This is a genomic window from Flavobacterium sp. CHNK8 (assembly GCF_019774515.1).
Taxonomy (GTDB): domain Bacteria; phylum Bacteroidota; class Bacteroidia; order Flavobacteriales; family Flavobacteriaceae; genus Flavobacterium; species Flavobacterium tiangeerense.
Map to the genome: position 1 here is coordinate 1,554,672 of NZ_CP081492.1, position 25,539 is coordinate 1,580,210.

A 25,539-nucleotide genomic window follows, 5' to 3' on the forward strand; every position below is an offset into this window, starting at 1 on the left:
GTATTTATTCATCTTTAATTTCCAAATCTATTGATATATTTTTAATAATGAACTCTTAAAATTTCCAAACGATAATAATTAACATAAATTAACATTCGTTTGATTTTTGAAACTTTATTATTTTTCGAGAGTCATTTTATTACTTAGTCATTTAATTCTCATTACTTTTGTTTTGAGTGAGAAATAGTGGCGATTTTACTTAAAATCACTACAACAACCCCAAACCGTTATACAAGAAGTTTACTGAATACTAATGAGAAAAATTAAATACAAAAAGGGCAAGAAATTAGTACCGTATCATCTTGAATATACCGGTATTCACAAGGACATGCAGTCTGAGATGCAATTGTTTGTTTATAATGATATTGATTTTACAGAGTACACTGATTTTAAAGTGGAACAATTAAATCAGTTAATTGATTTTTCTAAAATAAACTGGCTCAACATTCACGGACTTAATAATGTAGATTGGTTGCAAGCCATAGGAAAACATTTTAATATTGATAATTTTATTTTATCAGATGTTTTAAACACGGTACGAAGAACAAAATTTGAAGAATCACATGATTTTTTATTCTTCAATATTAAATCGCTTTTACCTCTTGAGAATTCAGAGAACATTAGTATTGAACAAATTAGTTTTTTGTTAAAAGATGGAATTCTAATTTCGTTTCAGGAAAAAAGAAGTGATTTTTTTTCACACATTAGAGAAAGGATTAGAACCCATTCAGGTCTTGTACGCGTAAAAGGTCCTGATTACTTATTGTATATATTGCTAGACGCCATTATTGAAAATTTTTACATTACACTAGAAAGCGAAGAGGATAAAGTAGAAGAGCTTATAAATCTAACTAAAGAAAATCCCGATCCTATAATTTTAGAGCGAATAGAGAAACACCGTGACAACTTGAATGTGTTAAAACGAGCGATTATTCCACTTCGAGATTCCTTGTACGATATTAAAAGCATAAAAGATGATTCTATTTTTAATGTAGTTGAGGCGGATACTTTTAGTTTTTTTGCTCGTTTACATCAAAAGTGCTTAGAACTTTTAGAGCAAATTGATTCGGATATGGACTCATTGGAGAGTGCCTCTAATTTCTTTTTTTCGGCTCAAACGCATAAGATGAACGAAATTATGAAAACGCTTACTATTGTATCTGCAATATTTATTCCGCTTACATTTATTGTAGGTGTATATGGAATGAATTTTGAAAATCTACCAGAATTAAAGTACAAATACGGCTATCAAACCGTAATGGGTTTCATGTTTTTAATAGTAATTGGAATGATTATTTATTTTAAAAAAAGACGTTGGTTTTAATACTGTTTAATAACTTTAGTTTTCCTTTTGATAATTAAAAAAATAAAAAATGAACAAAGCAATATATATCGCAACCAGCGAGCAAAATAGTGGAAAATCGATTGTTACTCTTGGACTTATGAGCATGCTTATAGGGAAAACAGCCAAAGTAGGTTATTTTAGACCTATCATTGAGGACATCGAGGAAGGAGGTTTTGACAATCATATTGAAACCGTATTAGGTCATTTTGGTCTTGATATCGCTTTTGAAGATGCTTTTGCTATTACCAAAAGCAAATTAATTAAGAAAAAAAATAAAGGAAAAATAGGGGAGGTCCTAGATTTAATTATCGAAAAATATAAAAAACTAGAAGAACGTTTTGATTTTATACTAGTAGAAGGAACGGGGTTTAGTGGTGAAGGAACCGTAATTGAGCTCGATATGAATGTGCTTATTGCCAAAAATCTTGGAATTCCCACCATTATTGTAGGATCTGGAGTAGGGAAAACTCTCGAAGAATTATTAGACAGTTTGTATCTAGCCTATGATTCTTTCAAGGTGAAAGACGTAGAAGTTCTTGCCGTAATTGCCAATAAAGTGCAACCCGAAAACATAACATTAGTTACCAATGGATTATTAAAAACCTTGCCAAATACTGTGATGGTGAGTAGTATTCCTATGATTCATCATTTAAATAATCCTACAGTACAAGAAATTGTAAAAGAGCTGGATGCAAAAGTACTTTTTGGAGAGGCTCACTTGAACAATCAAACAGGAAACTTTAGTGTAGGAGCTATGCAATTAAGGAATTACTTATTGCATCTCAAAGAAAACAGTCTTGTTATTACTCCCGGAGATAGAGCCGATATAATCCTTGGAGCTTTACAAGCCAATGAATCGGTCAACTATCCTACAATCTCCGGTATTGTATTAACTGGAAACATTCTGCCAGAAATAAGTATTTTAAAGTTAATTGAAGGACTTTCAACCGTAGTGCCGATCATTGCCGTAGAGGAAGGAACGTATTATATTACGAATAAAATAGGCGGTATTAAATCTAAAATTTATGCCAACAACAAACAGAAAATTGAAATTTCTATCGCTACTTTCGAGAAGTATATGGATGTTGATACGTTATCCGAGAAACTAATAACGTTTGAAGCTGATGGAATGACTCCTAAAATGTTTCAGTATAACTTGGTAAAAAGAGCCAGACAACACCGCAAACATATTGTATTGCCCGAAGGCAATGATGATAGAATCTTGGCCGCAGCTTCTCGATTACTAGAAATGGATGTAGTTGATATTTCAATCATTGGAAACAAAAAACAAATTGAAAATAAAATTATTGAGTTGGGTTTGAATTTTGATTTTTCGAAAATTAAAATAATTAATCCCATTGAATCAAAACATTATGACGATTATGTGAATACCTATTTTGAGTTGCGAAAAGCCAAAAACGTAACACTTGGTATGGCTAAAGATTTGATGGAAGATGTTTCGTATTTTGGCACCATGATGGTTTACAAAGGTCATGCTGACGGAATGGTTTCTGGAGCTGCTCATACTACACAACATACTATTTTGCCAGCCTTACAGTTTATTAAAACAAAACCGAATTCCTCCGTGGTTTCTTCAGTATTTTTTATGTGTTTGGAGGATCGCGTCTCCGTTTTTGGGGATTGTGCCATCAATCCTAATCCTACTGCAGAGCAACTCGCTGAAATAGCCATCTCTTCTGCCGATTCAAGTTTGGCTTTTGGAATTGAACCAAAAATTGCCATGCTTTCTTATTCTTCCGGATCTTCAGGTAAAGGGGATGAAGTGGATAAAGTTCGAGCAGCTACCGAAATTGTTCGCCAAAAACGTCCTGATTTAAAAATTGAAGGACCTATACAATATGATGCCGCTGTGGATATGACCGTTGGGAAAAGTAAATTACCAAATTCTGAAGTAGCAGGTCAAGCCAGTGTGCTCATTTTCCCTGATTTAAATACAGGAAATAACACCTACAAAGCAGTTCAAAGAGAAACAGGAGCGCTCGCCATTGGTCCGATGTTACAAGGATTAAATAAACCAGTAAATGATTTAAGTAGGGGTTGTACCATTGATGACATCATAAATACAGTTGTAATTACAGCAATTCAAGCACAAGGATTGTAGTTTTAATTTAAAGATTGAAGTATTAAAAGATTAAAAAATTAATCAGTTAATATTTCAATTTTTTAATCTTTTAATAAAATTTAAATGAAAATAGTTATCATAAACTCAGGAAGTTCATCGATAAAATACCAAATGATTAACATGCCAGCAAACGAGATTATTTGCTCAGGGATGATTGATAGAATAGGCTTAGAAACTTCTAATTTAACATACGTAACGAGTACCACTAAATTAGAAGAGACACTTTCAATTCCCAATCATAAAATAGGCTTAGAGAAAATTGCTCAGCTATTAATGAATCCAACTATTGGTGTTATTCAAAGTACTGATGAAGTTAAAGCGGTAGGACATCGTGTGGTACATGGCGGGAATGATTTTTCGAATACCGTACTTATTAATGATGCTGTTAAAGATAAAATAAGACAACTATTTGAGTTGGCTCCTTTACACAATCCTGCTAATCTTGAAGGAATAATTGTTGCCGAAGAAATTTTTACAGCAGCACAACAAGTAGCTGTTTTTGACACGGCTTTTCATCAAAGTATCCCCGTAGTGGCGCATCAATATGCAATTCCAAAGTATCTTTTGACCGAAAATAAGATTAGGGTATACGGTTTTCATGGCACGAGCCACAAATATGTTTCGGAGAACGCCATTCAATATTTAAAACAAAATTCGCTTACCTCTAGTTCTAAAATTATAACCATTCATTTAGGAAATGGTTGCAGCATGACAGCAATAAAAGACGGAAAAAGTATGGATCATACTTTGGGTTTTGGTCCCATGAACGGATTAATTATGGGTACCCGAAGTGGAGATGTGGATCAATCCGTGATTTTTTATTTGGTGAACACTTTAGGCTATTCACTAGATTCTGTAAATACGATGCTGCAAAAACAAAGTGGTATGTTAGGTCTTACGGGTTACAGTGATTTAAGGGATATTGAAGCCAATGCTGAAAACGGAAATGTTGATTGCCAATTGGCTTTGGCCATGAATGCCTACCGTATCAAGAAATATATTGGGTCTTATGCAGCGGTTTTAAACGGATTAGATGCTATTGTTTTTACCGCAGGAATAGGTGAAAATTCTTCATACATCCGCAAGTTAGTGTGTACGGATATGGAATATTTTGGTATCGCTTTGGATGCATCCAAAAATGAAATTCGATCCAAAGAAATTCGAGAAATTAATACTGCTGATTCACCAACAAAAATTTTAGTGGTTCCTACAAATGAAGAAGTAGAAATTGCGAAACAAGTATTTGAATTGCTGACTAGTTAAAAAAACAAAAAATGAAAAAAATTATAATTATTACTTTGCTACTCTTTTTCCATTTTGGCTACGCTCAAAGCATTCAATCCCCATCGGGAAAAATAGCCGTAAATTTTAAGCTAGCTCCTAATGGTCAACCCAGTTATTCTATAAATTACAAAAATAAGCCGGCGGTTTTAGAAAGTGCTTTAGGGATCAAATTAAAGGATAAATCAGCTTTAGATGCTAATTTTGAAATTTTGGATTCAAAAACTTCCAGTTTCAATGAATCTTGGAAGCCCGTTTTAGGGGAACAATCGAGTATTAAAAATCACTACAATGAACTTACTCTTTTGCTCATCAACACGGAAACGAAGGTAAAAATGAATATCATTTTCCGAGTTTTCGATGAAGGGGTAGCTTTTAGATATGATTTCCCAAAACAAGCGGAGCTGAATTATTTCATTATTTCTGATGAGATTACCCAATTTAATCTAACTGAGAACAATAAAGTTTTTTGGATTCCAGGTGATTTCGATAGTAATGAATACGAATACAATGAAACGAAATTTTCTGAAATTGATAATTCCAAAATCAATATGAACAACGGTATTGGAGTAAAATCCATTCCAGGGAAATATATGGTTCAAACACCTTTGATGATGAAAGCACCATCCGGATTGTATCTCAATATTTTTGAAGCGGCTGTGGTCAATTATCCAGTAATGCATTTGAATGCTGATGTGACCAATTATAAATTAAATGCCGAATTAGTTCCAAATGCTATTGGTGACAAAGCCTACTTGCAAACGCCTTGTGTATCGCCTTGGAGAACCATCATGATTAGCGATGATGCTAGAGATATTGTTGGTTCAAAGATGATTTTAAACCTGAATGAACCTTCAAAAATTGAGGATACTTCTTGGATAAAACCCATGAAATATGTTGGAATTTGGTGGGAAATGCACGTAGGGAAATCTACTTGGGATTATGCAGGTTCTCAAAATGCTACTAATTTTGCGGATGCGCCAAAAGCCTCAGGAAAACATGGTGCTACTACCGAAAATACCAAACGATACATTGATTTTGCTGCTAAAAACGGTTTTGATGGCGTTCTAGTTGAAGGTTGGAATGTAGGTTGGGAAGATTGGAATGGCAACTGGAAAGAGGAAGTTTTTGACTTTACAACGCCATATCCAGATTTTGATATTGCAGCACTTTCGGCTTACGCCAAAGAAAAAAACGTCAAAATGATCATGCATCATGAAACATCAGGTTCTGTCAATAATTATGAAAGACACTTGGATAGAGCTTTTGATTTGATGAAAAAATACGATTATCCCGCAGTAAAATCGGGTTATGTGGGTAAAATTATTCCGCGTGGTGAATTTCATGACGGGCAATCCATGGTAAACCATTTTAATTTCGTTGCAAAGCGCGCTGCTGATTACAAGATTATGGTAAACTCTCATGAATCGTCAAGACCAACTGGTGTGGGCAGAACGTATCCTAACTATATTGCTGCCGAAGCGGCTCGTGGAAATGAATTCAATGCTTGGAGTGTTGGAAATCCTCCTATGCACGAAACTATTTTGCCATTTACCAGACTATTAGGTGGACCTATGGATTATACGCCAGGAATTTTTGAAATAAAAATGAGTTATTACGACAAAAACAAAACAGAGCAGGTTCATACCACTTTAGCCAAACAATTAGCATTGTATGTAACCATGTATTCTCCGTTACAAATGGCTGCTGATTTATTAGAAAATTACGAAAAATATCCGGATGCTTTTCAGTTTATCAAAGACGTTGAAACAGATTGGGACGAAAGTAAATATTTAGAAGCTGAACCTGGAGATTACGTAACAGTTGCCCGAAAAACAAAAGGAAAAGAAACTTGGTTTTTAGGAGCAATCACGGATGAAAATGCAAGAACTTCAGAAGTGAAATTGGATTTTCTTACTCCAAGTAAAAAGTACAAAGCAACTGTATATGCCGATGCAGCAAATGCAGACTGGAAAAACAATCCAATTGCCTATCTAATAAAAACAATGACGGTCACTAATAAATCAAAACTAAAATTAATCTTGGCAGCGGGCGGAGGTACAGCTGTTAGTTTTGAGCCATTAGAAAAATAGTTGCATCAGATCCGATCAAATAATGAAATTAGTTACTAGATAATTGCAATCTTGCCATTTATTACAATGAAAGACTATTTTATTTTACGTTTTAGAATGTTTAACAGACAGTTAACCGAGTGGGGAATTGAACCAATAATAGGTTATGTGGTAGGTTTTTGTGTATTTGTATTTTCATCAAATAAATTATTTGAAAAAACGCAATATGCTGACTATATCTTCATGGTAATTTCTTTAGGTGTTATAGTAAGTTTAAATGAAATACGTAAAAATGAATTTTTAAAGCTTCATTTTTCAAGAGTTGAATGTTTCAAAATAAGAATCCTCGAAAACTTAATTATTTCTAGTGCATTCATAATTTTTTTATGTTATCAAGAAAAATATTTTAATGCGGTTATTCTTCTTATTACAGTTTGTTTTTTATCACTAATGAGTTTTAAAACCAAAGCTAATTTTACGTTTCCAACTCCTTTTTACAAATACCCATTTGAGTTTGCTGTTGGTTTTAGAACAAATTATTACATCTACATATTCGCTTATTTTTTGATATTTATGTCTATTAGTGTGCATAATTTTAATTTAGGAATTTTTTCACTCATTGTGGTTATGTTATCCTGTTTAAACTATTACACAACTACTGAAGATAAATTTTATGTCTGGATTTTTTCTAAGTCTCCTAAAGATTTTATTAGATACAAATTAAAGATCATAATCTTGTACGCAACAATTTTATGTTTGCCAATAATTATAGGTTTGTCAGTGTTCTTCTATTCTGAGATTGAAATAATTTTAGTTTTTCAATTTTTAGGATACCTGTTTATCTTAACAGCCATGTTAGCAAAGTACTCCATTTTCCCTGATAAATTAAATATTAGATATGGAATTGTATTTGGACTAACATTATGGCTTCCACCATTGATATTGTTTATTATTCCGTATTTATACTTGCAGTCAATTAAAAAATTAAAAGAGATATTATAATGATTAGTATTGAAAATTTGTCAAAATCATACGGATCTAAAATTGTTTTAGAAAACATAAATTTTAATTTTTTGAATGGAAAAGTTTATGGAATAGTCGGAGAAAATGGGGCAGGAAAAACAACCTTATTTAACTGTATTGCTGGATTAGAAAAACATGAAGGAATAGTAAAATATGAATTTGGATTGCTAAAAAATTATTTAGGATATTTACAAACAGAACCTTACTTTTTTCCAAAAATAACCGGTAATGAGTATATCAAGTTATTATGCAATGCTAGAAATATTTCGAGTACTGATTTGGGTGAAAGAAATATTTTTGATTTACCATTAGATGAATATGCTGTAAAATATTCAACAGGAATGAAAAAAAAACTGGCATTAACTGCTTTGCTATTGCAAGAAAATAAAGTTATTATTTTAGACGAACCCTTTAACGGCGTTGATATTCAAAGTAATATAATCATAATTGAAATAATCCAAAAACTCAAAGAAATGGGGAAATCAATTATAATATCGTCTCATATTTTCTCGACTTTAAGTGATACTTGCGATGAAATAATGCTTTTAAAAAATGGAAGAATTATTCAAAGCGTTTTGAAAGATCAGTTTAGTGTTTTAGAAAATGAGATGAAATTATTTACAATTGGTAATAAAATTGAGCGATTGAATTTAAAATAATCATCTTCTGAGGTTTTCTTAAATCCGAATTATAAATTTCAAATAAATGTTCGATAAACAGCCATAAATTGTATTTCCACACTATTTAAATAAAATTATTACTAATAAAGACCTTAACAGCTGCAAAACAAATTATCCTGAAACAACTTAAAATTTAATTTTAAATTACTCTTACATTATTCGTTTGGAATTACGAAATTGCAACGAAAACCAAAACCTAAATTATTATTAAGAATTCTTAGAAAGTCTAAATTCACTATGAAAAAATCAATTGTTGTTGCGTCACTTTTTATGGCTACGTGTAGCTTCTTTGCTCAATCAAAAGAAGAACAAACCTTAAAAGATATATACAAATCATCTTTAACTAATGCCAAATGTTATCCTTGGCTTGACCACTTATCAAATGCTATTGGTTCTAGATTATCAGGTTCTGCAGGAGCTGAGAAAGCCGTTTTATATACTAAAGCCCAATTAGAAACATTAGGATTAGATAAAGTGTACCTTCAAGAAGTAATGGTGCCAAAATGGGTAAGAGGCGAGAAAGAAACAGGCTATTTACAACTTGGTAAACAAAAAATAAGTTTTCCTATCTGTGCCTTGGGAGGTTCAGTAGCAACTCCGAAAAAAGGATTGCAATCCACCGTTATTGAGGTGAAAAGCTTAGAAGAACTTGCAGCACTTGGCGAAGAGAAAGTAAAAGGAAAAATTATATTTTTTAATAGACCCATGAATCCTGAGTTTGTAGAGACTTTTAAAGCATACAGTGGTTGTGTAGACCAAAGATCATCTGGTGCTAGAGAGGCAGGAAAACTGGGGGCTTTAGCAGTTATTGTGAGATCTATGAACTTGCGTTTAGACGATTTACCGCATACCGGCGCTACTAATTACGGAGATATTGCCAAGGAACAACGAATCCCTGCTGCCGCAATAAGTACAAACGGAGCCGAACTTTTAAGTAAAAGTTTAAAAGCCAATCCGAATGGTAGTTTTTATTTGAAACAATCCTGTGAAACTTTTGAGGATGTCCTGTCCTATAATGTGGTAGGCGAGATGACTGGTACTGAACATCCAGAACAAATTATGGTTGTGGGTGGGCATCTTGATTCATGGGATCTAGGAGACGGTTCTCATGACGATGGTGCAGGTTGTGTACAAAGTATGGAAGTATTTAATATCTTCAAGAATATTGGGTATAAGCCAAAAAATACTTTGCGAGTAGTTTTATTTATGAACGAAGAAAACGGTGTAAAAGGCGGTAAGGAATATGAAATTCAATCTAGTAAAAACAAGGAAAATCATATTTTTGCTTTAGAAAGTGATTCGGGTGGATTTTCTCCAAGAGGTTTCTCAATTGATGCCGATGAGGTTAACTTTAATCAGATAAAAAGTTGGGGATCTTTATTTGAACCTTTTTTAATACATAAGTTTGTCAAAGGTCATTCTGGTGTTGACATAGGTCCATTGCAATCAAAACACATTGTAAAAGTGGGGTTACAGCCAGATTCACAACGTTATTTTGATCATCATCATGCGTCTAATGATACTTTTGATGCAGTTCATAAAAGAGAGCTAGAACTAGGAGCTGCAGCTATGGCTTCATTAGTATACTTAATGGATCAAAACGGAATAGCTAAATAAATTCAATGTTTGTGGAGGTGTCACAATTATTTTTTTCAATATTTGAATGAAATAATAAATGTGGCACCTTCATTTATTTTACTTTCTACCGCAATTCTTCCGCCTAAACTGGTAATGTGATTGTAAACCAAATACAATCCTATTCCATTACTATCAATATTACTATGGAACTTTTCATATAGTCCAAAAATTTTATCTTTTACTTTATCCATATCAAAACCGACTCCGTTATCAGCAAAAATTAATTGGTGTACTCCATTTATTTTTCTAGAATTAATAGTTATTACGGGCGATTGATTAGGCTTAGCATACTTTATGGAATTAGTTATTAAATTCAAAAAAATACTTTTTATATATGCTTTATTAAATATTACATTTTCAAATTCTGAAAAGTCAATATGAATTGCTGCTTTGGAATCATTTACTAAGGAACTTATAGATTCAAGAACTTCAGTAAGGGATTCTTTTAAATTGATTTCTTCAATTGCTGTATTAATATTTGTTTTGTCTACTAAATCATCAATTGACTCATTTAGAGTTTGCTTTAAATTTTCACTAGTTTGTTTTAGAATATTTATTAATTCTAATGTTTCAGGATCATTTATTTTTGAGACATCAATAAGACTGAAAACCGAGAGCATGTTATTTATGGGAGATTTTAAATCATGCGATGTTTTGTGAGACAACAGAGTTAGTTCTTTATTAATTTGCGTAAGATTAGTAAGGAGTAAATTGCGCTCTTCTTCAACCTTTTTTTTATGAGTGATATTTTTTGCGATGGCATACACTAATTTCTCCGACTGAACAGGCATTGATGTCCAAGATAACCAAACTATTTCGCCACTTTTAGTTAAATAGCGGTTTTCAAAATTTAAAAGTGGGTTGTTTTTATAAACTTCTTCTCTAGTTTCTATAGTAATTTGCAGGTCGGGAGCGTATACAAAACTACTAATTGGTCTGGCATACAACTCCTCTTCTGTAAAACCTAATAATTTTGAAACTGCAGGATTAATTCTTTTGAAATATCCATCAAAACCAGCAATGCATATGAAATCAGCTGAGATATTAAAAAAATTGTCAAAATGATAATTTGTTCTTGATGAAGCTTCATGGATTGTTTCCTTGTACATTGAGGATTTTTATTTTATTTGTCTTAAATTTTATAAAGTAAAACGATTTATAAATTTAAATAATAAAATTTAATAATGGTCATAAATTTATGTATTGAATTGAAAATTGTTTGTATAAAAAAAAAGCTATCAATTTGATAGCTTATGTGTTGGATGTTAATGTAATGTTAAACTTTAAAAATCCCTCCAAATGCAATGATTCTTTGAAAAAAGAAAAAATTCTGTGATGCACTATCTTCAGCGCTTTTTGTTGTTCTAATATCCGGCATATTAATATATCCTCCTTTTAATTCTCCTTGAATATAAAAATGTTTAAAAAAAGTAACATTTAATCCTGCTTTAAGTGAAGTTCCGAAGCCTGAAACATGAAAATCATCATGTCTTTCTTTTCCTAATAATGTAGTATTGGTTTTAGGATATAGTAGTCCAAGACCTAAACCTTCTGTTACATTAACTTGAATTTTATCTGTGTTCTTAATTTTAAATAATTTAGAAATGTCATCGTGTCGAGAAAATTCTGTGTTAACATAATTTAAACCATCTGTATGTTCGTACATTAAAAAATCTTTTGATAAAACAATTGGACTATTGTTATAAACACCATCATAAGGAGTGCCAGCTGAAATAGTACCCGAGATATTTGCAGTTTGCCCTTGTGTCATGACATATTTCATGTGGTCTACTCCAATTGCAATGCTGTAATGATCGTTTATAAAATAACCTAACCTGAGGTTAGTTTGCGGGATAGTCATTCTTGTAGGATTCAAATAGTCAATATGCCAACCTTTCGGTTTATCATCAGCAGTAATATTATCTAATGTGAAATTGTAATCTTTTCCTTTAAAGGTAACATCAGACTTGGTATAGCTATCTCTATTACCTCCCCATGAAACAAAAAATTTACCCTTATTATGAGCGGTATACCTTTCTTGAATCTTTTCGTCTTGCTGTGCATTTACAATTTGTATACTTGAAAATGCTACGATTGCGATGTATAATGCTATTTTTTTCAATGATTGAAATTTTCTAAATTAAAAGTTATTAATGGTTTGTCTTATGGCAACAAGTTTAACCATTAGCGATTCAAAATAATCTAAATGCAACATATTTGCACCATCACTTTTTGCATTGGCAGGATCAAAATGGGTTTCAATGAAAATTCCATCAACTCCTACAGCAATTCCGGCTTTCGCAATAGTTTCTATCATGTCTGGTCGGCCACCTGTGACACCTGCAGTTTGATTTGGTTGTTGTAAAGAATGCGTAACATCTAGAACCGTAGACGCATATTGTTGCATAGTAGGTATACCTCTAAAATCTACAATCATATCTTGATATCCAAACATAGTACCTCGATCTGTCACCATTACATTTTTGTTTTGGCAATCCAATACTTTTTGAACAGCATGTTTCATGCTTTCTGGACTCATAAATTGTCCTTTTTTTAAGTTTACAACTTTACCAGTATTAGCCGCAGCTACTACAAGGTCAGTTTGTCTTACCAAGAAAGCTGGAATTTGTAGCACATCAACATATTGTGCCGCCATTGCAGCATCTTCATTGGTATGAATATCCGTTACAGTTGGGACATTAAATGTTTCTGAAACTTTTCTCAATATTTTTAAAGCTTTTTCATCTCCAATTCCAGAAAAGCTATCAATTCTAGAGCGATTTGCTTTTTTAAAGGATCCTTTAAAAACAAAAGGTATTTTTAAATCATTAGTAATTCCTACTAGTTTTTCAGCAATTTGTAAAGCCATTGTCTCGCCTTCAATAGCGCAAGGACCCGCAAGTAAAAAGAAATTACCGCTGTCAGTATGTTTGATTTGTGGGATATTTTGAATATTCATAGTGTGTGTTTTCAGTTTGCAAATGTAGTTATGATTTATTTTAAATTGATGAAATCATAAAGTTTTTAAAAGGATTTTAATAAAATTACTATGCTAATTCTTTTTTATAAAACGTAATTCTAAATAGTAAAGTAACAGAAATTCATTATTTTTTTAAAGTAAGACCTACAGGAACTTTGATGACTCCTTTTTCATAAATATTTAGATATAATAGTATAGGTTTTTTTTGTCCATCCCATTTTAATTCATAAACATCAAGGAGACCTGCACCCATGTCACTTCGCTTAGTTGGAAAAGGGCAACAACTTTCTAGTTTGGTAAAGGTGATTTTTTCTCCTTTAGGTCCTGCAAGTGCATTTATAAAACGATCTTGATTAATGGTTTCGTTGTTGGTGTTATTAAAAAAAATATTGACAGGATAATCTTTATTGTAACCGTATTTTTTATCCGTGCTATATTCAGTTATAATAAATGTGTTTTCCTGCGTGAGTTGCAAGTTGGGTGCATTGTCATCGATGTTTTGTAATGTAGATTTTGTACTCGTACACCCCGATAAAGTAATGAAGAGGATAAATATAACTAGTGTATTTTTCATAGCTTAAATTTTTCTGTGTTTAATCTTGATTTGATAATACAAATATAATCAGAACCCTTATTATAACGGTTTTTGTTGTCGTAAATTATTATGTTAGAGCTTTAGCCAATTTTTATTTCCAAGTGTGTATCAATGCTTATTATATTTGCAGAAATTAAATAAATAGAATATGGATATAGTTTTTCAAACATGGCCTTGGTATGTTTCTGGTTTACTGATAGGATTTATTATGTTAGCACTTATTTATTTTGGGAAGTCTTTCGGAATGTCATCAAATTTGCGTTCGATTTGTTCTATGGCAGGTTTAGGCAAGCGAGTATCGTTTTTTGATTTTGATTGGAAAGCACAACGCTGGAATTTAGTTGTCGTTCTTGGAGCTATGTTAGGTGGATTTGTCGCCGTTCATTTCATGAGTGATGCTTCAAATGTGGACATTAATCCTAAAACAATTGCACAATTAGCACAACTTGGGATCGATGCTCCACACGGAAAATTAATGCCGGATGCACTTTTTGGAACAGCTATTTTAGAATCCCCAAAAAGTATTTGTATACTGCTTATTGGTGGTATTTTGATTGGTTTTGGTTCCCGTTATGCCGGTGGATGTACCTCAGGACATGCCATTTCAGGCTTGAGTAATTTACAACTCCCTTCATTAAAAGCGGTTATCGGTTTTTTTATTGGGGGTCTTATTATGGCTCATTTTTTACTTCCTTTAATCCTAAATTAATTCTCATATATAAATGAAAAATAGTATAAAATTTTTAGCGGTTGGTTTCATTTTCGGAATTGTTTTAACAAAATCCGAAGCTGTTTCTTGGTATAGAATTTATGAAATGTTTCAGTTTCAATCTTTTCACATGTACGGAATTATTTCGGTGGCTATATTGACAGGAATTATTGGGATTCAAATCATAAAAAGAAATAATATCAAAGACATCAAAGGAGAATCTATAGAAATTCCCGATAAAGAAAAAGGATCTGCTCGCTACTGGATTGGCGGATTGTTTTTTGGTTTGGGTTGGGCATTAGTAGGTTCTTGTCCAGGGCCTATATTCATATTGCTTGGTGCTGGTTTTTGGACCGTTCTTATAGTTCTTTTTGGGGCTCTTTTGGGAACTTCTTTATATGGTTTATTGAAAAATAAATTACCTCATTAATTGAAAAATATTTAATACCAAAGTAGCATTTTCCTATGGAAATGCTACTTTTTTTTGTTTAGTTTCAAAATGCCAGTAACAATTAAATATTGTGCAATTAAATAAGTTACCATAATCAAGAAGGAACTGCATTTTAACGGTGCATAGAATTTATCAAAGGCCAAAATACTATCTGAAGCGACAAAAATGATAGCGCCTATTAAAATATATATACTGGCAGGTTTTTGCCAGTTTAAAAATCCTTTAAGAGCAAATAACAACATAATGGAAATTGTTAGTGCATAAACAAAAACAGGAGCTTTTAAGTCTCCTAGACTTGGTAGCAAAATCAACATCATTACAATTAAATATAAGGCAATTGCTGTAACTCCTATCCAGTAAATGATTTTGCTTTTCTTTATATAGATCCTTAATTGTTTACTAAAAAGTATAATATAAGAAATATGCGAAAGTAAAAAAGCAATCAATCCTGCAATAAAATACAATTCTCCTTTGTCAGCAAACATCAAAATTATATCACCAATCCACGACAAAGTTAAAGAGGCTAAAAGAATATTTTTGGTACTAAATCTTTCATGTATATAAACTGCCAGAATTAGAAAAGGCAATAAAAATGGCTTCAAAAACCAGGCGATTTCTTCTTTTTCAAAAAGAATTATCAAAAGGTAAACTAGACTAAATCCAATGAAACTTTTTAGTATTATGGTGCTTTTCATTGTTTTGTTTTAAGATTGAGCTACAATCATTGTTTCTTTTTCAAAATTTATGCTGACAAAATATACTGTTACAGCCAAGGATAATAAGAGGTAACCGCCAATAATATAACTCGCAAAAGGAAAGAGTTGATCCATACCGAACCAATCTCCAAAATAGAAAATCAGTCCAATTCCAAATATAAAACGGATACCTTCCCAAAACACAGAAGCTTTACGCGTGTCCATAAGTTCCGTATAACTGTAAACGGTAAGGAAGATGAATGCTCCATAAATAAATACATTTGGCAAACCTATTATTGCGATCGAATTATACATATAACTAATAAGTAGTAATGTAATAATAGCTTGAAACAACGACCAGTACATCAGTTTTTTAGAATGTTGAACGCCGTATTTTTCAAAATCGTAGACATTGGTAATTTTGGTAACAGGATATTTTTCTTCAAAATTTTCTGGACGCCAGCCAGTTGGTTTAAACCAAATGGTAAACTTATCTTTCCAGTTTTCGGCGCGCCAAGCATCGGTAATTAGTAACCATAGATGCTGAAAATTAATCCGTATTGGATTCCATGTTCTAGCTGGTCTCGTAATACCAAAAACAGGCGGAACACTTTCTAATTCCGCTTGAAAAGTACCAAACAATTTATCCCAAATGATGAATATTTGTGAATGGTTTTTGTCCATATATTCAGGGTTGATAGCATGATGTACCCTATGATGGGAGGGAGAAACCAGTATGTTTTCTAGAAAACCAATCTTTTTAATGTGTTTGGTATGGTACCAAAATTGTAAAAATAAATGAATCGGTAGTGTAATTGCAATCACTTTGGAGGGAACTCCTAAAAGCGCTGCTGGAATTAATAAAAAGGTAAACAAATTGACGAAACTGGAAACAGGTTGGCGTAGAGCACAAGCCAAATTGAATTCCTCACTACTGTGGTGAATAGCATGTTTGTTCCATAGAAAATTAATTTGATGCGACAAACGATGGCTCCAATAGCCATAAAAATCAATAGCTACAAATCCAATAAAATAGGTTAAAAACGTAGCTTCAAGATTGAATAAAGCAATTTTAGATACAATCCAATCGTATGAAACTAGGGTTATGCTAAGCCCCAAAACATCTTTTAAGGAGTTAACCATTCCAGAACTTACGCTTGAAACAGAATCCATGTTAGGTGAAGTGTCTTCCCCTTTGTAATGCCCATAAACTTTCTCGATAATAATCAATATCAAAAAGACAGGCATTACAAAAACTAAAATTTTACCGTATTCTTCCATAAAAACACTTTTTTTTATTCAAATATAGAATAAAAGAGAATGTTTATGAATTATTCACAGTATTTTATTTCATAAAGTGAAGTTTTATTATTCTTAAATTATCTCCGCATTTAACCCTGCTTCTAATAATTGAGTACATTGTGGTTTTAATTTATCGTATGGGCCTGTTTTTACGGTACATTTCCCATTATAGTGTACAATTAATGAACACTGTTCTGCTTGTTCGGGAGTATGATTACAAACTCGGATTAAAGTTTCAATTACATGCTCAAAAGTATTTACATCATCGTTGTAAACTACTATTTCATTGTCTAAACTAATTAATTCTTTTAAACTTACTCTTTCTCTTACTTTTTCTTTAATACTCATTTTGTAGGTTTTTATACTTTCGTAATTAATAAAAAAATAATACTACTCATTTACATATTTTAAAGAGACCCAATTGTTTCTTTGAAATTTTTTGACATATTTCAAACCGTTTTCTTGACAAGAAGCATCAATAAAAGGGATGTCTTCTTCATAAAAGCCGCTTAGGAGCAAGGTTCCGTTTGTGTTTAAACTCTTTACATACGCACTCATGTCATTAAGTAAAATGTTACGGTTGATATTTGCAATTATTAAATCGTAATTTTTACCTTCAAGTAATGCAGCTTCACCTTCATAAACGGTAATATGAGTACAATTATTGCGTTCTGCATTTTCTATTGAGTTAAGATAACACCAGTTGTCTATATCAATAGCATCAATCGGTTGAGCTCCTTTCATTTCGGCAAGAATGGCAAGAATGGCGGTACCACAACCCATGTCAAGTGTTTTCATTCCGGTAACATCTATTTCTAATAAATGCTGAATCATCATGTGTGTAGTTTCATGGTGACCCGTTCCAAAACTCATTTTCGGTTCTATAATGATATCATATTCTGCATCGGTTTTTGGATGAAAAGGCGCTCGAACGTGGCATTTTCCATCGACATCAATAGGATCAAAGTTTTTTTCCCATTCTTCATTCCAGTTTACTTGCTCAATTTCTTCAAAAGTGTAATCAATTGTAAACTCCTCAGATTGCAATATTTGAATGTCATCCAAAATCATTTCGTCCCACAAATCCTTTTGAACAAAAGCGGAAATTCCATTTTCAGTTTCGGTAAAGCTTTCAAATGCTTTTTCGCCTAATTCAGCTATTAATATTTCAGATCCGATTTCTTTTGGGTTTATTGTAAAATGATACCCAATATATATGTTTGACATGATAGTTTTTTTGCAAAGGTAAGAATCACGCACTAATTGGCATTTGTAATTTAAAATTTATTTTACATTTGTGCATCAAACAGTGTTTTATAATGAAAAAACTTATTTTACTGCTATTCCTTATGACTGGAGTAGTTGTCTTTGCTCAGGTTTCAATACAACAAAACAAGCAGGATAATGATTTAAAATTATCAGCTTTGCCTTATTATAGTTTTGGAAAAGGTATTGGAATTACATCTCCAGATAGTTTATTTCAAATGAATATTCGATTCCGTTTACAAAACAGAGTATCTTACATTAATAATGATGATGAAGCAGCTGGTTTTGACGGTCAAATACGCAGGTTGAGATTGCGTTTTGATGGATATGTGGGTTCGCCAAAGTTTTTATATGCTATTCAACTTTCATTTGCTCCGGGTGATGTAGGCGAAATCAAAGATGGTGAAAATCTAAATATAATTAGGGACGCAGTTGTTTTTTATAGACCGAACAAAAATTGGAATTTAAGTTTTGGTCAAACAAAACTTCCCGGCAATAGGCAACGTGTAAATTCCTCGGGAGGATTGCAACTTACAGACAGATCAATTAATAATTCTAAGTTTACAATTGATAGGGATTTTGGTTTTCAGGTGCACAATATCAATGAATTTCAAAATGATTTTTCTTATAATTTCAAAGGAGCGTTATCAACTGGAGAAGGACGTAATATAACCGGAAATGCTGATGCAGGTATTGCAGTAACCACAAAAGTAGAGCTATTGCCGTTTGGAGCTTTTTCAAGAGATGGGACTTATTTTGAGGGAGATATTGTTCGCGAAAAGAAACCTAAATTTATGTTGTCTGGTGCTTTTCAGCAAAATAATAATGCAAAACGTACACAAGGTCAACTTGGAAATGATTTATTCCAAGAAAGAACTATGAAATCAGTTTTGATTGATGCCATGTTCAAGTACAATGGGTGGGCTGCAATGTCGAGTTATATGTCACGTTCAACATCAAAAAATGCAATTACTATCAATCCATTAGATATTTCTCAGGTGAGTTATGCTTTTGTTGGTGAAGGATTTGATTATCAATTGAGTTATAATTTTCCATCAAATTATGAATTAATAGGTCGTTTCTCCAATCAAAAAGTGGGTGATGATATTAAAACTTTATCTCCAAATTCCAAACAATACAGTATCGGTGTGACCAAGTATATTTGGGAACATGCTTTTAAAGTACAAAGTGAACTCACTTTTGATGCACTTAATTATTATAATGGTGACAAAAGAAACAATTGGTTTTTGCGCTTTCAAATAGAAATTGGGATATAAAAAAAGCGGTGCATTTAGAATGTACCGCTTTTAGTTTAAGATTATATGGATTTATATTGCATTTACAATTGCAACAAAATCATCAGCTTTTAATGCTGCTCCTCCTATTAATCCTCCATCAACATCTGGCTTTGAGAATATTTCAACAGCATTGTCTGGTTTTACGCTACCACCGTAAAGTATAGATACATTTTCAGCAATATCATTTCCAAAAGATTTTCTTACGGTTTCTCTTATGAATTCATGCATTTCTTGTGCTTGTTCTGGAGATGCTGTTTCTCCAGTTCCAATTGCCCAAACGGGTTCATAAGCCAAAACAATTTTGTCCCAATTTTTTGCTTCAATGTGAAACAATCCATCACGCAATTGATTTTCTACTACATTGAAATGGTTTCCAGTTTGTCTGTCTTTTAATTCTTCGCCAAAGCAGAATAAAACAGTCATTTCGTGTCTTAATGCAGTATCCACTTTTGCAGCAATTACAGCGTCAGTTTCATGAAACATAGCTCTTCTTTCTGAATGACCCAAGATGACATTTGTAACACCTACACTTTTCAACATATCTGCCGAAATTTCTCCAGTAAATGCACCGCCCTCTGCTGCATGAAGATTTTGAGCTGCAACTTCAATATTGGTAAACTCTAAGTGATCCACTGCTGATGCTAGGTTAACAAATGTAGGTGCAACCATAACATGTGCATTTGTTTCAGTTGGTAACTTTGCAATTAACTCGTTCAATAAATCCTCAGTTTGTTCTGCATTTTTATGCATTTTCCAATTTCCAGCTACAATTTTTTTTCTCATGGTTCGGTTTTCTTATAAATTTATAATGCTAAAAGCATTTTGATTGTTATTTTTTTAAACTTTTTAAAGTTTCATTTATTTTTTCAAAATCTGTCTCTATAGCTCGGTACAAAACAATTTTTCCATTTTTGTCCACTATAATGTATCTCGGAATCCAGTCAACATCAACTTCTTTAGCAAATACACCTTTCATTTGGTCATTAGCCATGTAATGATCTCCTTTAAGTTGATGTTTTTCAATACCTTCTTTCCATTTATCTGCAGTTTTATCCATTGATATAAATAAATAGCTCACATCTGGATTATTTGCTTGAAGCTCTTTTAATTTAGGCATTGCTTTTACACAGTCACCACACCATGAAGCCCATACTTCTATAACAAGTGTTTTTCCTTTGTGTTTTTTTAGAATGTTTTTGAATGCTACTTGACTGCCATTAGTTGCTAACAATGTTTCGGTCAATGCTTTCTTTGTGAATTCAGTTTTTTGAGCATTTGTAGTGCAAGAAAAGGTTGCAAATACTACCAATAAAGCTATTATTTTTTTCATTTTTATATTTGTTTTAAACAAAGTTAATCAAAGAATTTGAAAGCTGTAGTCCTAAAAATAGAATTTGATGTCATTTTTCGAAATTAATACTACAATATCGATATAGTTTAAGATCGTACAATTATTTTGATGTATCGCTATTTCAGAATGAGAGCTTGAAGCAAAAAAAAACTCGATGGAAAAACCAACGAGCTTTAATTTTTTAGTGTACCTAATGTTAGATTACTACAACTTGGACTGCAATTAATCCTTTTTTTCCATTTTCTAATTCAAATTCTACTGTATCACCTTCGCGAATTTGATCTACTATACCAGAAATATGTACAAAATGATCTGTTCCTGAACCTTCTTCTGTAATGAATCCAAACCCTTTAGCTTCATTGAAGAATTTAACTACTCCTTTACTCATGTTTTTGTTTTTTTATTAATAAAGAATAAAATTACAATTAAAATTGATAGTAACTCTATTTAAAGTTATAAAGATTAAAAATGCTTGATAATAATGTAGTATTTCTTCAAAAAGCTACAAAAACAAAAAAGTCTTAAAGGGTATTTACTTTAAGACTTTTTTCTTGAAACATAGGATGAAATTATAATTTTAATTGATCAATATCATTATGATGAACTTTTTGAATGACAGTTCCTCTATCTAGAATTATGATACTTGGATTTGCTCTTTCAATGGTTTTAACCGTAATGGCATCACAAAAATAAAAGTCAAATGTAAAATTGAATTTTTTCTTGGCAGACTCTAATTTTTCTGGAGCAGAGGCAGTTAAACCTATTACTTTATATCCTTTGGCTACAGCCTCTTGTTTTAGCTTTTCTGCTTTTTGCATCCCAGTTGCGTCGGCTAAATCTAAGTCATACGCTGTAATCATGATGAGTTTTGGTTCTTGAAGAAATTCATCCTTATAATCAGTGTCGTCTTTTTCCATTGTAAAATCATGAATAGGAGGTACGTACCCTTCAGAAATTACTTTGTCTTTACGATCCACAAAAACAGCACCTGCAGGAATTGACATCAAATCTTTTTCGGTAAATTCTTTTTCTACACCACCCACTTTGTAAATGAAAATCATTTCAACAACTGATTTTTGAGCACCATCAGGAATTCGCATTCCTTTTTGAATGTTATTCCCCACTTTGTAAGGTCTAAAATCAATGACAGGTAAATGATTTAATACCCAATATCCCAAGAAGCAACAAGCTAAGATGCTCAATATAAAAATAGCGTTTTGAAGAATTCTAGGAAATAATGGTTTCACTAGTTTTTTGTTGAAAAATAAGACAAGTATAAAGAACAGTAATACTACATCCTTTGTAAAGGATTGCCAAGGTGTTAGTTTTAAAGCGTCGCCAAAACAACCACAATCTTTGACCACATTAAAATAAGCAGAGTAAAAGGTCAAGAAAGTAAATAAAACAATTAAGATGAGTAAACTCCAAATTGTAAATTTAGATTTGTAACCAATGAGCAACATGATCCCTAAAACCACCTCTAGAATCACAAGGAATAAGGCTAGTGATAATGAAAGCGGTATAAAAACAGGCATATTAAACACGGGCTCGCTAAAATATTCCGCTAGTTTGTATGAAAAGCCTATCGGATCGTTGAGTTTTATCAATCCTGAAATAATGAATAGGATTCCAACAAAAATTCTTGAAAATTGAGTTATTATATTTTTCATATTGAGTACTTAGTAGTTCTTATTTATTTCCAAAACCCATTAAAATTAATGCAAAAACAGCATAATTTATCATGTCCTGATAATTAGCGTCAATGCCTTCAGAGACTAATGTTTTTCCTTTATTGTCTTCAATTTGCTTCACGCGAAGTAATTTTTGTAAAATCAAATCAGTAAGAGAACTTACGCGCATTTCACGCCATGCCTCTCCGTAATCATGATTTTTATCCTCCATGAGTTTTTTAGTCAATTCAATTTTAGCATCGTATAATTGAGTAGCGTGTGTCACTTCTAAATCGGGTTGATCTACCACTCCAAGCTCTAGTTGAATCAAAGCCATGATGGAGTAGTTTATAATTCCTATAAATTCACCTGTTTCATCTTCATCAATTTTACGAACTTCATTTTCTTGTAAACTTCTAATTCTTTGGGCTTTGATGTAAATTTGATCTGTTAACGATGGTAGTCTAAGTATGCGCCAAGCACAACCGTAATCTTTCATTTTGTTAACAAATAGGGTTCTACAGATGGTTATAACCCCGTCATATTCTTTTGAAGTATTCTTCATTATTGATGTATATTTGTATTCAAATTTTTTCAAAAGTAAAGAATTAAGATTGAAGTACAAAGTACAAAAACGCTTAACCATACTTTGATTATCATGCTTGAATGTAAATGATGTTGGCATTTGAACTTTTACCTACAAACGAACACTGAAAAACATATAATGACTATTAATTGTAAAGGATTACTTATTGACTTATCAACGCCCAAAGTAATGGGAGTTTTAAATGTAACACCTAATTCTTTTTTTGATGGAGGAAAATATAAACATGAATCTGATATTCTTTCTCAAGTCGAGAAGATGCGGATTGAAGGTGCAACTTTTATAGATATTGGGGCGTATTCTAGTAAGCCAAATGCTGAATTTGTTTCGGAAAAGGAAGAGATTTCTAGAATTGTGCCTGTTGTAGATTTGGTTCTAAAACATTTTCCAGATGCAATTCTTTCCATAGATAGCTTTAGAAGCGAAGTTGCTCGGGCCACACTTGAGAGTGGCGCAGCCCTAATAAACGATATTGCCGCAGGGAATTTAGACACTAAAATGCTTGAAACCATCGCTAAGTATAACGTTCCTTATATAATGATGCATATGCGGGGAAATCCTCAAACTATGCAGTCGCTCACTGATTATGATGATATTGTAAAAGAAATAATATTTTATTTTTCTGAAAAAGTAGCACAAGCTAGAGTATTAGGAATCAATGATATAATTGTAGACCCAGGCTTTGGCTTTGCAAAAACAACTACTCAAAACTTTGAAGTTTTTAGTAAATTAGAATTATTTTCTAGTTTAAATGTACCTGTTTTAGTAGGAGTTTCCAGAAAATCAATGATTTATAAAACATTAAATATTACGGCGCAGGATGCCCTCAATGGCACAACCGTTATGAATACTTTGGCATTAGCAAAGGGAGCCAAAATTCTACGCGTACACGATGTTAAAGAAGCTATGGAATGTGTGACTTTGTACAACAAGCTTAATTCTTAAGAGATGAAATATTTTACAGTATTTGCATTATTTGTGCTATTTTCATGCGGAAAACAAGAGCAGGTTTTGTTACCAAAGTCTAATGTGACAATTGTTAAGGATGTAACTGATTTATCACCTATTTATATTTTTTTTGAGACAAAAGGTAAAGATACACTTGCGGTAGTGAATAGGAAAAACAGTATTATTTCGACCAATTGGATTTTAAATATTGACAAACGCTTGCCGTTACGACTCGTAATCCCAGAAATAATAAAATTGCAACAAAAAAAGCGAGAAGATAAAGCGCACAAAAATGAAAAGGCCGAAAATTACTATTCCTATGCAGATACGATCGGTAAAAATCTAGCTTTTATTCCTTTTACAAATGTGTATTATAAAATGGAAAAACCAAATGGAACCATCATATTTTTCAATAAGAATAATGAGATTTCTCTAAGCTTCAAACAAAGAAAACTTTAAACAAAATAATTATTGATGATGATACGGTTCGTTTCTTAAAATCGTGAAGCCGCGATACAATTGCTCGATAAAAAACAACCGAACCATTTGATGGGAGAAAGTCATTAAAGACAATGATATTTTCCCTTGTGATTTAGCATAAACAGTATCTGAAAATCCATAAGGACCGCCAATAACAAAAACTAGAGTTTTTACACCTGAATTCATTTTCTTTTGTAGTTCTTCTGAAAAACGTACACTCGAAAAATTTTTCCCATTTTCATCTAGCAAAATAAGTTGATCAGTAGGATTTATTTTTGCTAAAATCAATTCGCCTTCTTTCTCTTTTTGCTGACTTTCAGATAAATTCTTTACATTTTTGATGTCAGGAATAATTTCTAAATCAAATTTGATATAAAAGGACAATCGTTTGGTATAATCATTAATTAAAGATTGCAATTCTTTATTATCTGTTTTGCCAATGGCTATTAGTTTGATATTCATCTGATTTTTTTTCTTGGCGATTGTAATACCTATATGATAGAAATGCTTTCTATTACTAACTCAAAAGTCTCGTTTTTTTTATTGCCAATTAAGAAAGTAATTTCTTGAAGTTGTTTTCCATCATATGCAGGTAAGTTCAGTTTTTGTCCTCTAAACGCAGGTTTCAATTCACTGATGGGAACATTTATAGTTTGCCAATCTGTTGTGGTTTCAAATGCAAAAACATAAGAATGAGCTTCGCTTATTTTATTTTTCACCCTAAATTGAAATACATTTCCATCACCTTTTAATCTCACAGAAAATGACTTTGCATCTTGCAATGATAACGAATCAAAAGTGTATTTTACAGCACAAAAACCACCGTTATTTTCTAATGAAACAGTTCCATTAAAGAGGCCTTTCCCATCGGTATTACAGATAATGAAACTACTAGATATACCACCCATCACAGAGTCATTTACAATTCTCCATTGTGACAAGTCACAACTATGATCAAAATGAAATAGCAGTAATGGTTTCATCTACAAGTGTATAAATAATTAAAGT

The 25,539-nt window shown here is 32.2% G+C and carries 27 protein-coding genes; 12 read left to right on the top strand and 15 right to left on the bottom strand.

Annotated features, from left to right (window positions below):
• The first annotated feature begins 253 nt into the window (after positions 1-253).
• The 7 genes from corA (at position 254) to K5V07_RS06505 (ending at position 10,161) form a co-directional block, all read left to right on the top strand.
• Positions 254-1,324 (top strand): magnesium/cobalt transporter CorA, encoded by a 1,071-nt coding sequence (gene corA, locus K5V07_RS06475; protein WP_144891913.1) that lies wholly within the window; start codon positions 254-256, stop codon positions 1,322-1,324.
• Positions 1,325-1,373: 49 nt separating this feature from the next.
• Positions 1,374-3,467 (top strand): phosphate acetyltransferase, encoded by a 2,094-nt coding sequence (gene pta, locus K5V07_RS06480; RefSeq protein WP_221916841.1) that lies wholly within the window; start codon positions 1,374-1,376, stop codon positions 3,465-3,467.
• 84 nt (positions 3,468-3,551) lie between these two features.
• Entirely contained in the window at positions 3,552-4,751 is a 1,200-nt protein-coding gene (locus K5V07_RS06485; RefSeq protein WP_221916842.1) for an acetate/propionate family kinase, read from the top strand.
• 11 nt (positions 4,752-4,762) lie between these two features.
• Positions 4,763-6,862, top strand: coding sequence for a glycoside hydrolase family 97 protein (locus tag K5V07_RS06490; RefSeq protein WP_221916843.1), 2,100 nt, complete (start codon positions 4,763-4,765; stop codon positions 6,860-6,862).
• Between the two features lie 66 nt (positions 6,863-6,928).
• Entirely contained in the window at positions 6,929-7,843 is a 915-nt protein-coding gene (locus tag K5V07_RS06495) for an ABC transporter permease (protein ID WP_221916844.1), read from the top strand.
• Complete coding sequence (locus K5V07_RS06500; protein ID WP_221916845.1) at positions 7,843-8,523, top strand: ATP-binding cassette domain-containing protein; 681 nt, start codon at positions 7,843-7,845, stop codon at positions 8,521-8,523. Before K5V07_RS06495 ends, K5V07_RS06500 begins: the two co-directional genes overlap by 1 nt.
• Positions 8,524-8,781: 258 nt before the next feature.
• A complete protein-coding gene (locus K5V07_RS06505; protein ID WP_221916846.1) occupies positions 8,782-10,161 on the top strand; it encodes a M28 family peptidase in 1,380 nt (459 codons plus the stop codon).
• Positions 10,162-10,196: 35 nt separating this feature from the next.
• Here the strand turns inward: K5V07_RS06505 and K5V07_RS06510 are convergent, their stop codons facing one another.
• The 4 genes from K5V07_RS06510 to K5V07_RS06525 all read right to left on the bottom strand — a co-directional run bounded on the left by K5V07_RS06510 (position 10,197) and on the right by K5V07_RS06525 (position 13,736).
• Positions 10,197-11,291, bottom strand: a complete 1,095-nt coding sequence (locus K5V07_RS06510) for a PAS domain-containing sensor histidine kinase (RefSeq protein WP_144891898.1) — start codon at positions 11,289-11,291, stop codon at positions 10,197-10,199.
• 167 nt (positions 11,292-11,458) lie between these two features.
• A complete protein-coding gene (locus K5V07_RS06515) occupies positions 11,459-12,259 on the bottom strand; it encodes a hypothetical protein (RefSeq protein WP_221918151.1) in 801 nt (266 codons plus the stop codon).
• A 63-nt stretch (positions 12,260-12,322) separates the two neighbouring features.
• Positions 12,323-13,141: a 3-deoxy-8-phosphooctulonate synthase gene (gene kdsA, locus K5V07_RS06520; protein WP_221916847.1), complete on the bottom strand. Its 819-nt coding sequence runs from the start codon at positions 13,139-13,141 to the stop codon at positions 12,323-12,325.
• 145 nt (positions 13,142-13,286) lie between these two features.
• The gene (locus tag K5V07_RS06525) at positions 13,287-13,736 is read right to left on the bottom strand and encodes a 2-dehydro-3-deoxyphosphooctonate aldolase (RefSeq protein WP_221916848.1); all 450 of its coding nucleotides are present in this window, start codon (positions 13,734-13,736) and stop codon (positions 13,287-13,289) included.
• 169 nt (positions 13,737-13,905) lie between these two features.
• On the opposite strand from K5V07_RS06525, the gene K5V07_RS06530 reads away from it, so the two are divergent.
• Both K5V07_RS06530 and K5V07_RS06535 read left to right on the top strand, forming a co-directional pair.
• On the top strand, positions 13,906-14,466 hold the full coding sequence (locus K5V07_RS06530; RefSeq protein ID WP_221916849.1) for a YeeE/YedE family protein: 561 nt from the start codon (positions 13,906-13,908) through the stop codon (positions 14,464-14,466).
• 13 nt (positions 14,467-14,479) lie between these two features.
• The gene (locus K5V07_RS06535; RefSeq protein WP_221916850.1) at positions 14,480-14,896 is read left to right on the top strand and encodes a DUF6691 family protein; all 417 of its coding nucleotides are present in this window, start codon (positions 14,480-14,482) and stop codon (positions 14,894-14,896) included.
• A gap of 44 nt (positions 14,897-14,940) precedes the next feature.
• Here K5V07_RS06535 and K5V07_RS06540 read toward each other — a convergent pair whose 3' ends face one another.
• The 4 genes from K5V07_RS06540 to prmA form a co-directional block, all read right to left on the bottom strand.
• Positions 14,941-15,612 carry a lysoplasmalogenase gene (locus K5V07_RS06540; protein WP_221916852.1) on the bottom strand — a complete coding sequence of 224 codons (672 nt, stop codon included), beginning with the start codon at positions 15,610-15,612 and terminating at the stop codon, positions 14,941-14,943.
• 9 nt (positions 15,613-15,621) lie between these two features.
• The gene (locus K5V07_RS06545) at positions 15,622-16,893 is read right to left on the bottom strand and encodes a sterol desaturase family protein (protein WP_221916853.1); all 1,272 of its coding nucleotides are present in this window, start codon (positions 16,891-16,893) and stop codon (positions 15,622-15,624) included.
• A gap of 93 nt (positions 16,894-16,986) precedes the next feature.
• The gene (locus tag K5V07_RS06550) at positions 16,987-17,262 is read right to left on the bottom strand and encodes an ATP-dependent Clp protease adaptor ClpS (protein WP_182648279.1); all 276 of its coding nucleotides are present in this window, start codon (positions 17,260-17,262) and stop codon (positions 16,987-16,989) included.
• 42 nt (positions 17,263-17,304) lie between these two features.
• Complete coding sequence (prmA, locus tag K5V07_RS06555) at positions 17,305-18,141, bottom strand: 50S ribosomal protein L11 methyltransferase (RefSeq protein WP_221916855.1); 837 nt, start codon at positions 18,139-18,141, stop codon at positions 17,305-17,307.
• A gap of 92 nt (positions 18,142-18,233) precedes the next feature.
• Here prmA and K5V07_RS06560 point away from each other — a divergent pair, with 92 nt between their 5' ends.
• Positions 18,234-19,457, top strand: a complete 1,224-nt coding sequence (locus tag K5V07_RS06560) for a porin (protein ID WP_221916857.1) — start codon at positions 18,234-18,236, stop codon at positions 19,455-19,457.
• Positions 19,458-19,508: 51 nt separating this feature from the next.
• Here K5V07_RS06560 and tpiA read toward each other — a convergent pair whose 3' ends face one another.
• The 5 genes from tpiA to K5V07_RS06585 form a co-directional block, all read right to left on the bottom strand.
• Positions 19,509-20,261 (bottom strand): triose-phosphate isomerase, encoded by a 753-nt coding sequence (gene tpiA / locus K5V07_RS06565; protein ID WP_221916858.1) that lies wholly within the window; start codon positions 20,259-20,261, stop codon positions 19,509-19,511.
• Between the two features lie 46 nt (positions 20,262-20,307).
• The gene (locus K5V07_RS06570) at positions 20,308-20,808 is read right to left on the bottom strand and encodes a TlpA disulfide reductase family protein (protein ID WP_221916860.1); all 501 of its coding nucleotides are present in this window, start codon (positions 20,806-20,808) and stop codon (positions 20,308-20,310) included.
• A 217-nt stretch (positions 20,809-21,025) separates the two neighbouring features.
• Positions 21,026-21,217, bottom strand: coding sequence for a cold-shock protein (locus K5V07_RS06575; protein WP_144891873.1), 192 nt, complete (start codon positions 21,215-21,217; stop codon positions 21,026-21,028).
• A gap of 181 nt (positions 21,218-21,398) precedes the next feature.
• Positions 21,399-22,499, bottom strand: a complete 1,101-nt coding sequence (locus K5V07_RS06580) for a BT_3928 family protein (protein ID WP_221916861.1) — start codon at positions 22,497-22,499, stop codon at positions 21,399-21,401.
• A gap of 19 nt (positions 22,500-22,518) precedes the next feature.
• Positions 22,519-23,064, bottom strand: a complete 546-nt coding sequence (locus K5V07_RS06585; protein ID WP_086454826.1) for a DUF1599 domain-containing protein — start codon at positions 23,062-23,064, stop codon at positions 22,519-22,521.
• 159 nt (positions 23,065-23,223) lie between these two features.
• On the opposite strand from K5V07_RS06585, the gene folP reads away from it, so the two are divergent.
• Positions 23,224-24,048 carry a dihydropteroate synthase gene (folP, locus tag K5V07_RS06590; RefSeq protein WP_221916862.1) on the top strand — a complete coding sequence of 275 codons (825 nt, stop codon included), beginning with the start codon at positions 23,224-23,226 and terminating at the stop codon, positions 24,046-24,048.
• Between the two features lie 3 nt (positions 24,049-24,051).
• The gene (locus K5V07_RS06595) at positions 24,052-24,510 is read left to right on the top strand and encodes a hypothetical protein (protein ID WP_255577764.1); all 459 of its coding nucleotides are present in this window, start codon (positions 24,052-24,054) and stop codon (positions 24,508-24,510) included.
• 9 nt (positions 24,511-24,519) lie between these two features.
• On the opposite strand, the gene rlmH is transcribed toward K5V07_RS06595, so the two are convergent.
• Both rlmH and K5V07_RS06605 read right to left on the bottom strand, forming a co-directional pair.
• Positions 24,520-24,993 carry a 23S rRNA (pseudouridine(1915)-N(3))-methyltransferase RlmH gene (rlmH, locus tag K5V07_RS06600; RefSeq protein WP_221916863.1) on the bottom strand — a complete coding sequence of 158 codons (474 nt, stop codon included), beginning with the start codon at positions 24,991-24,993 and terminating at the stop codon, positions 24,520-24,522.
• A 29-nt stretch (positions 24,994-25,022) separates the two neighbouring features.
• Complete coding sequence (locus tag K5V07_RS06605; protein ID WP_221916864.1) at positions 25,023-25,514, bottom strand: CIA30 family protein; 492 nt, start codon at positions 25,512-25,514, stop codon at positions 25,023-25,025.
• Positions 25,515-25,539 lie beyond the last annotated feature (25 nt).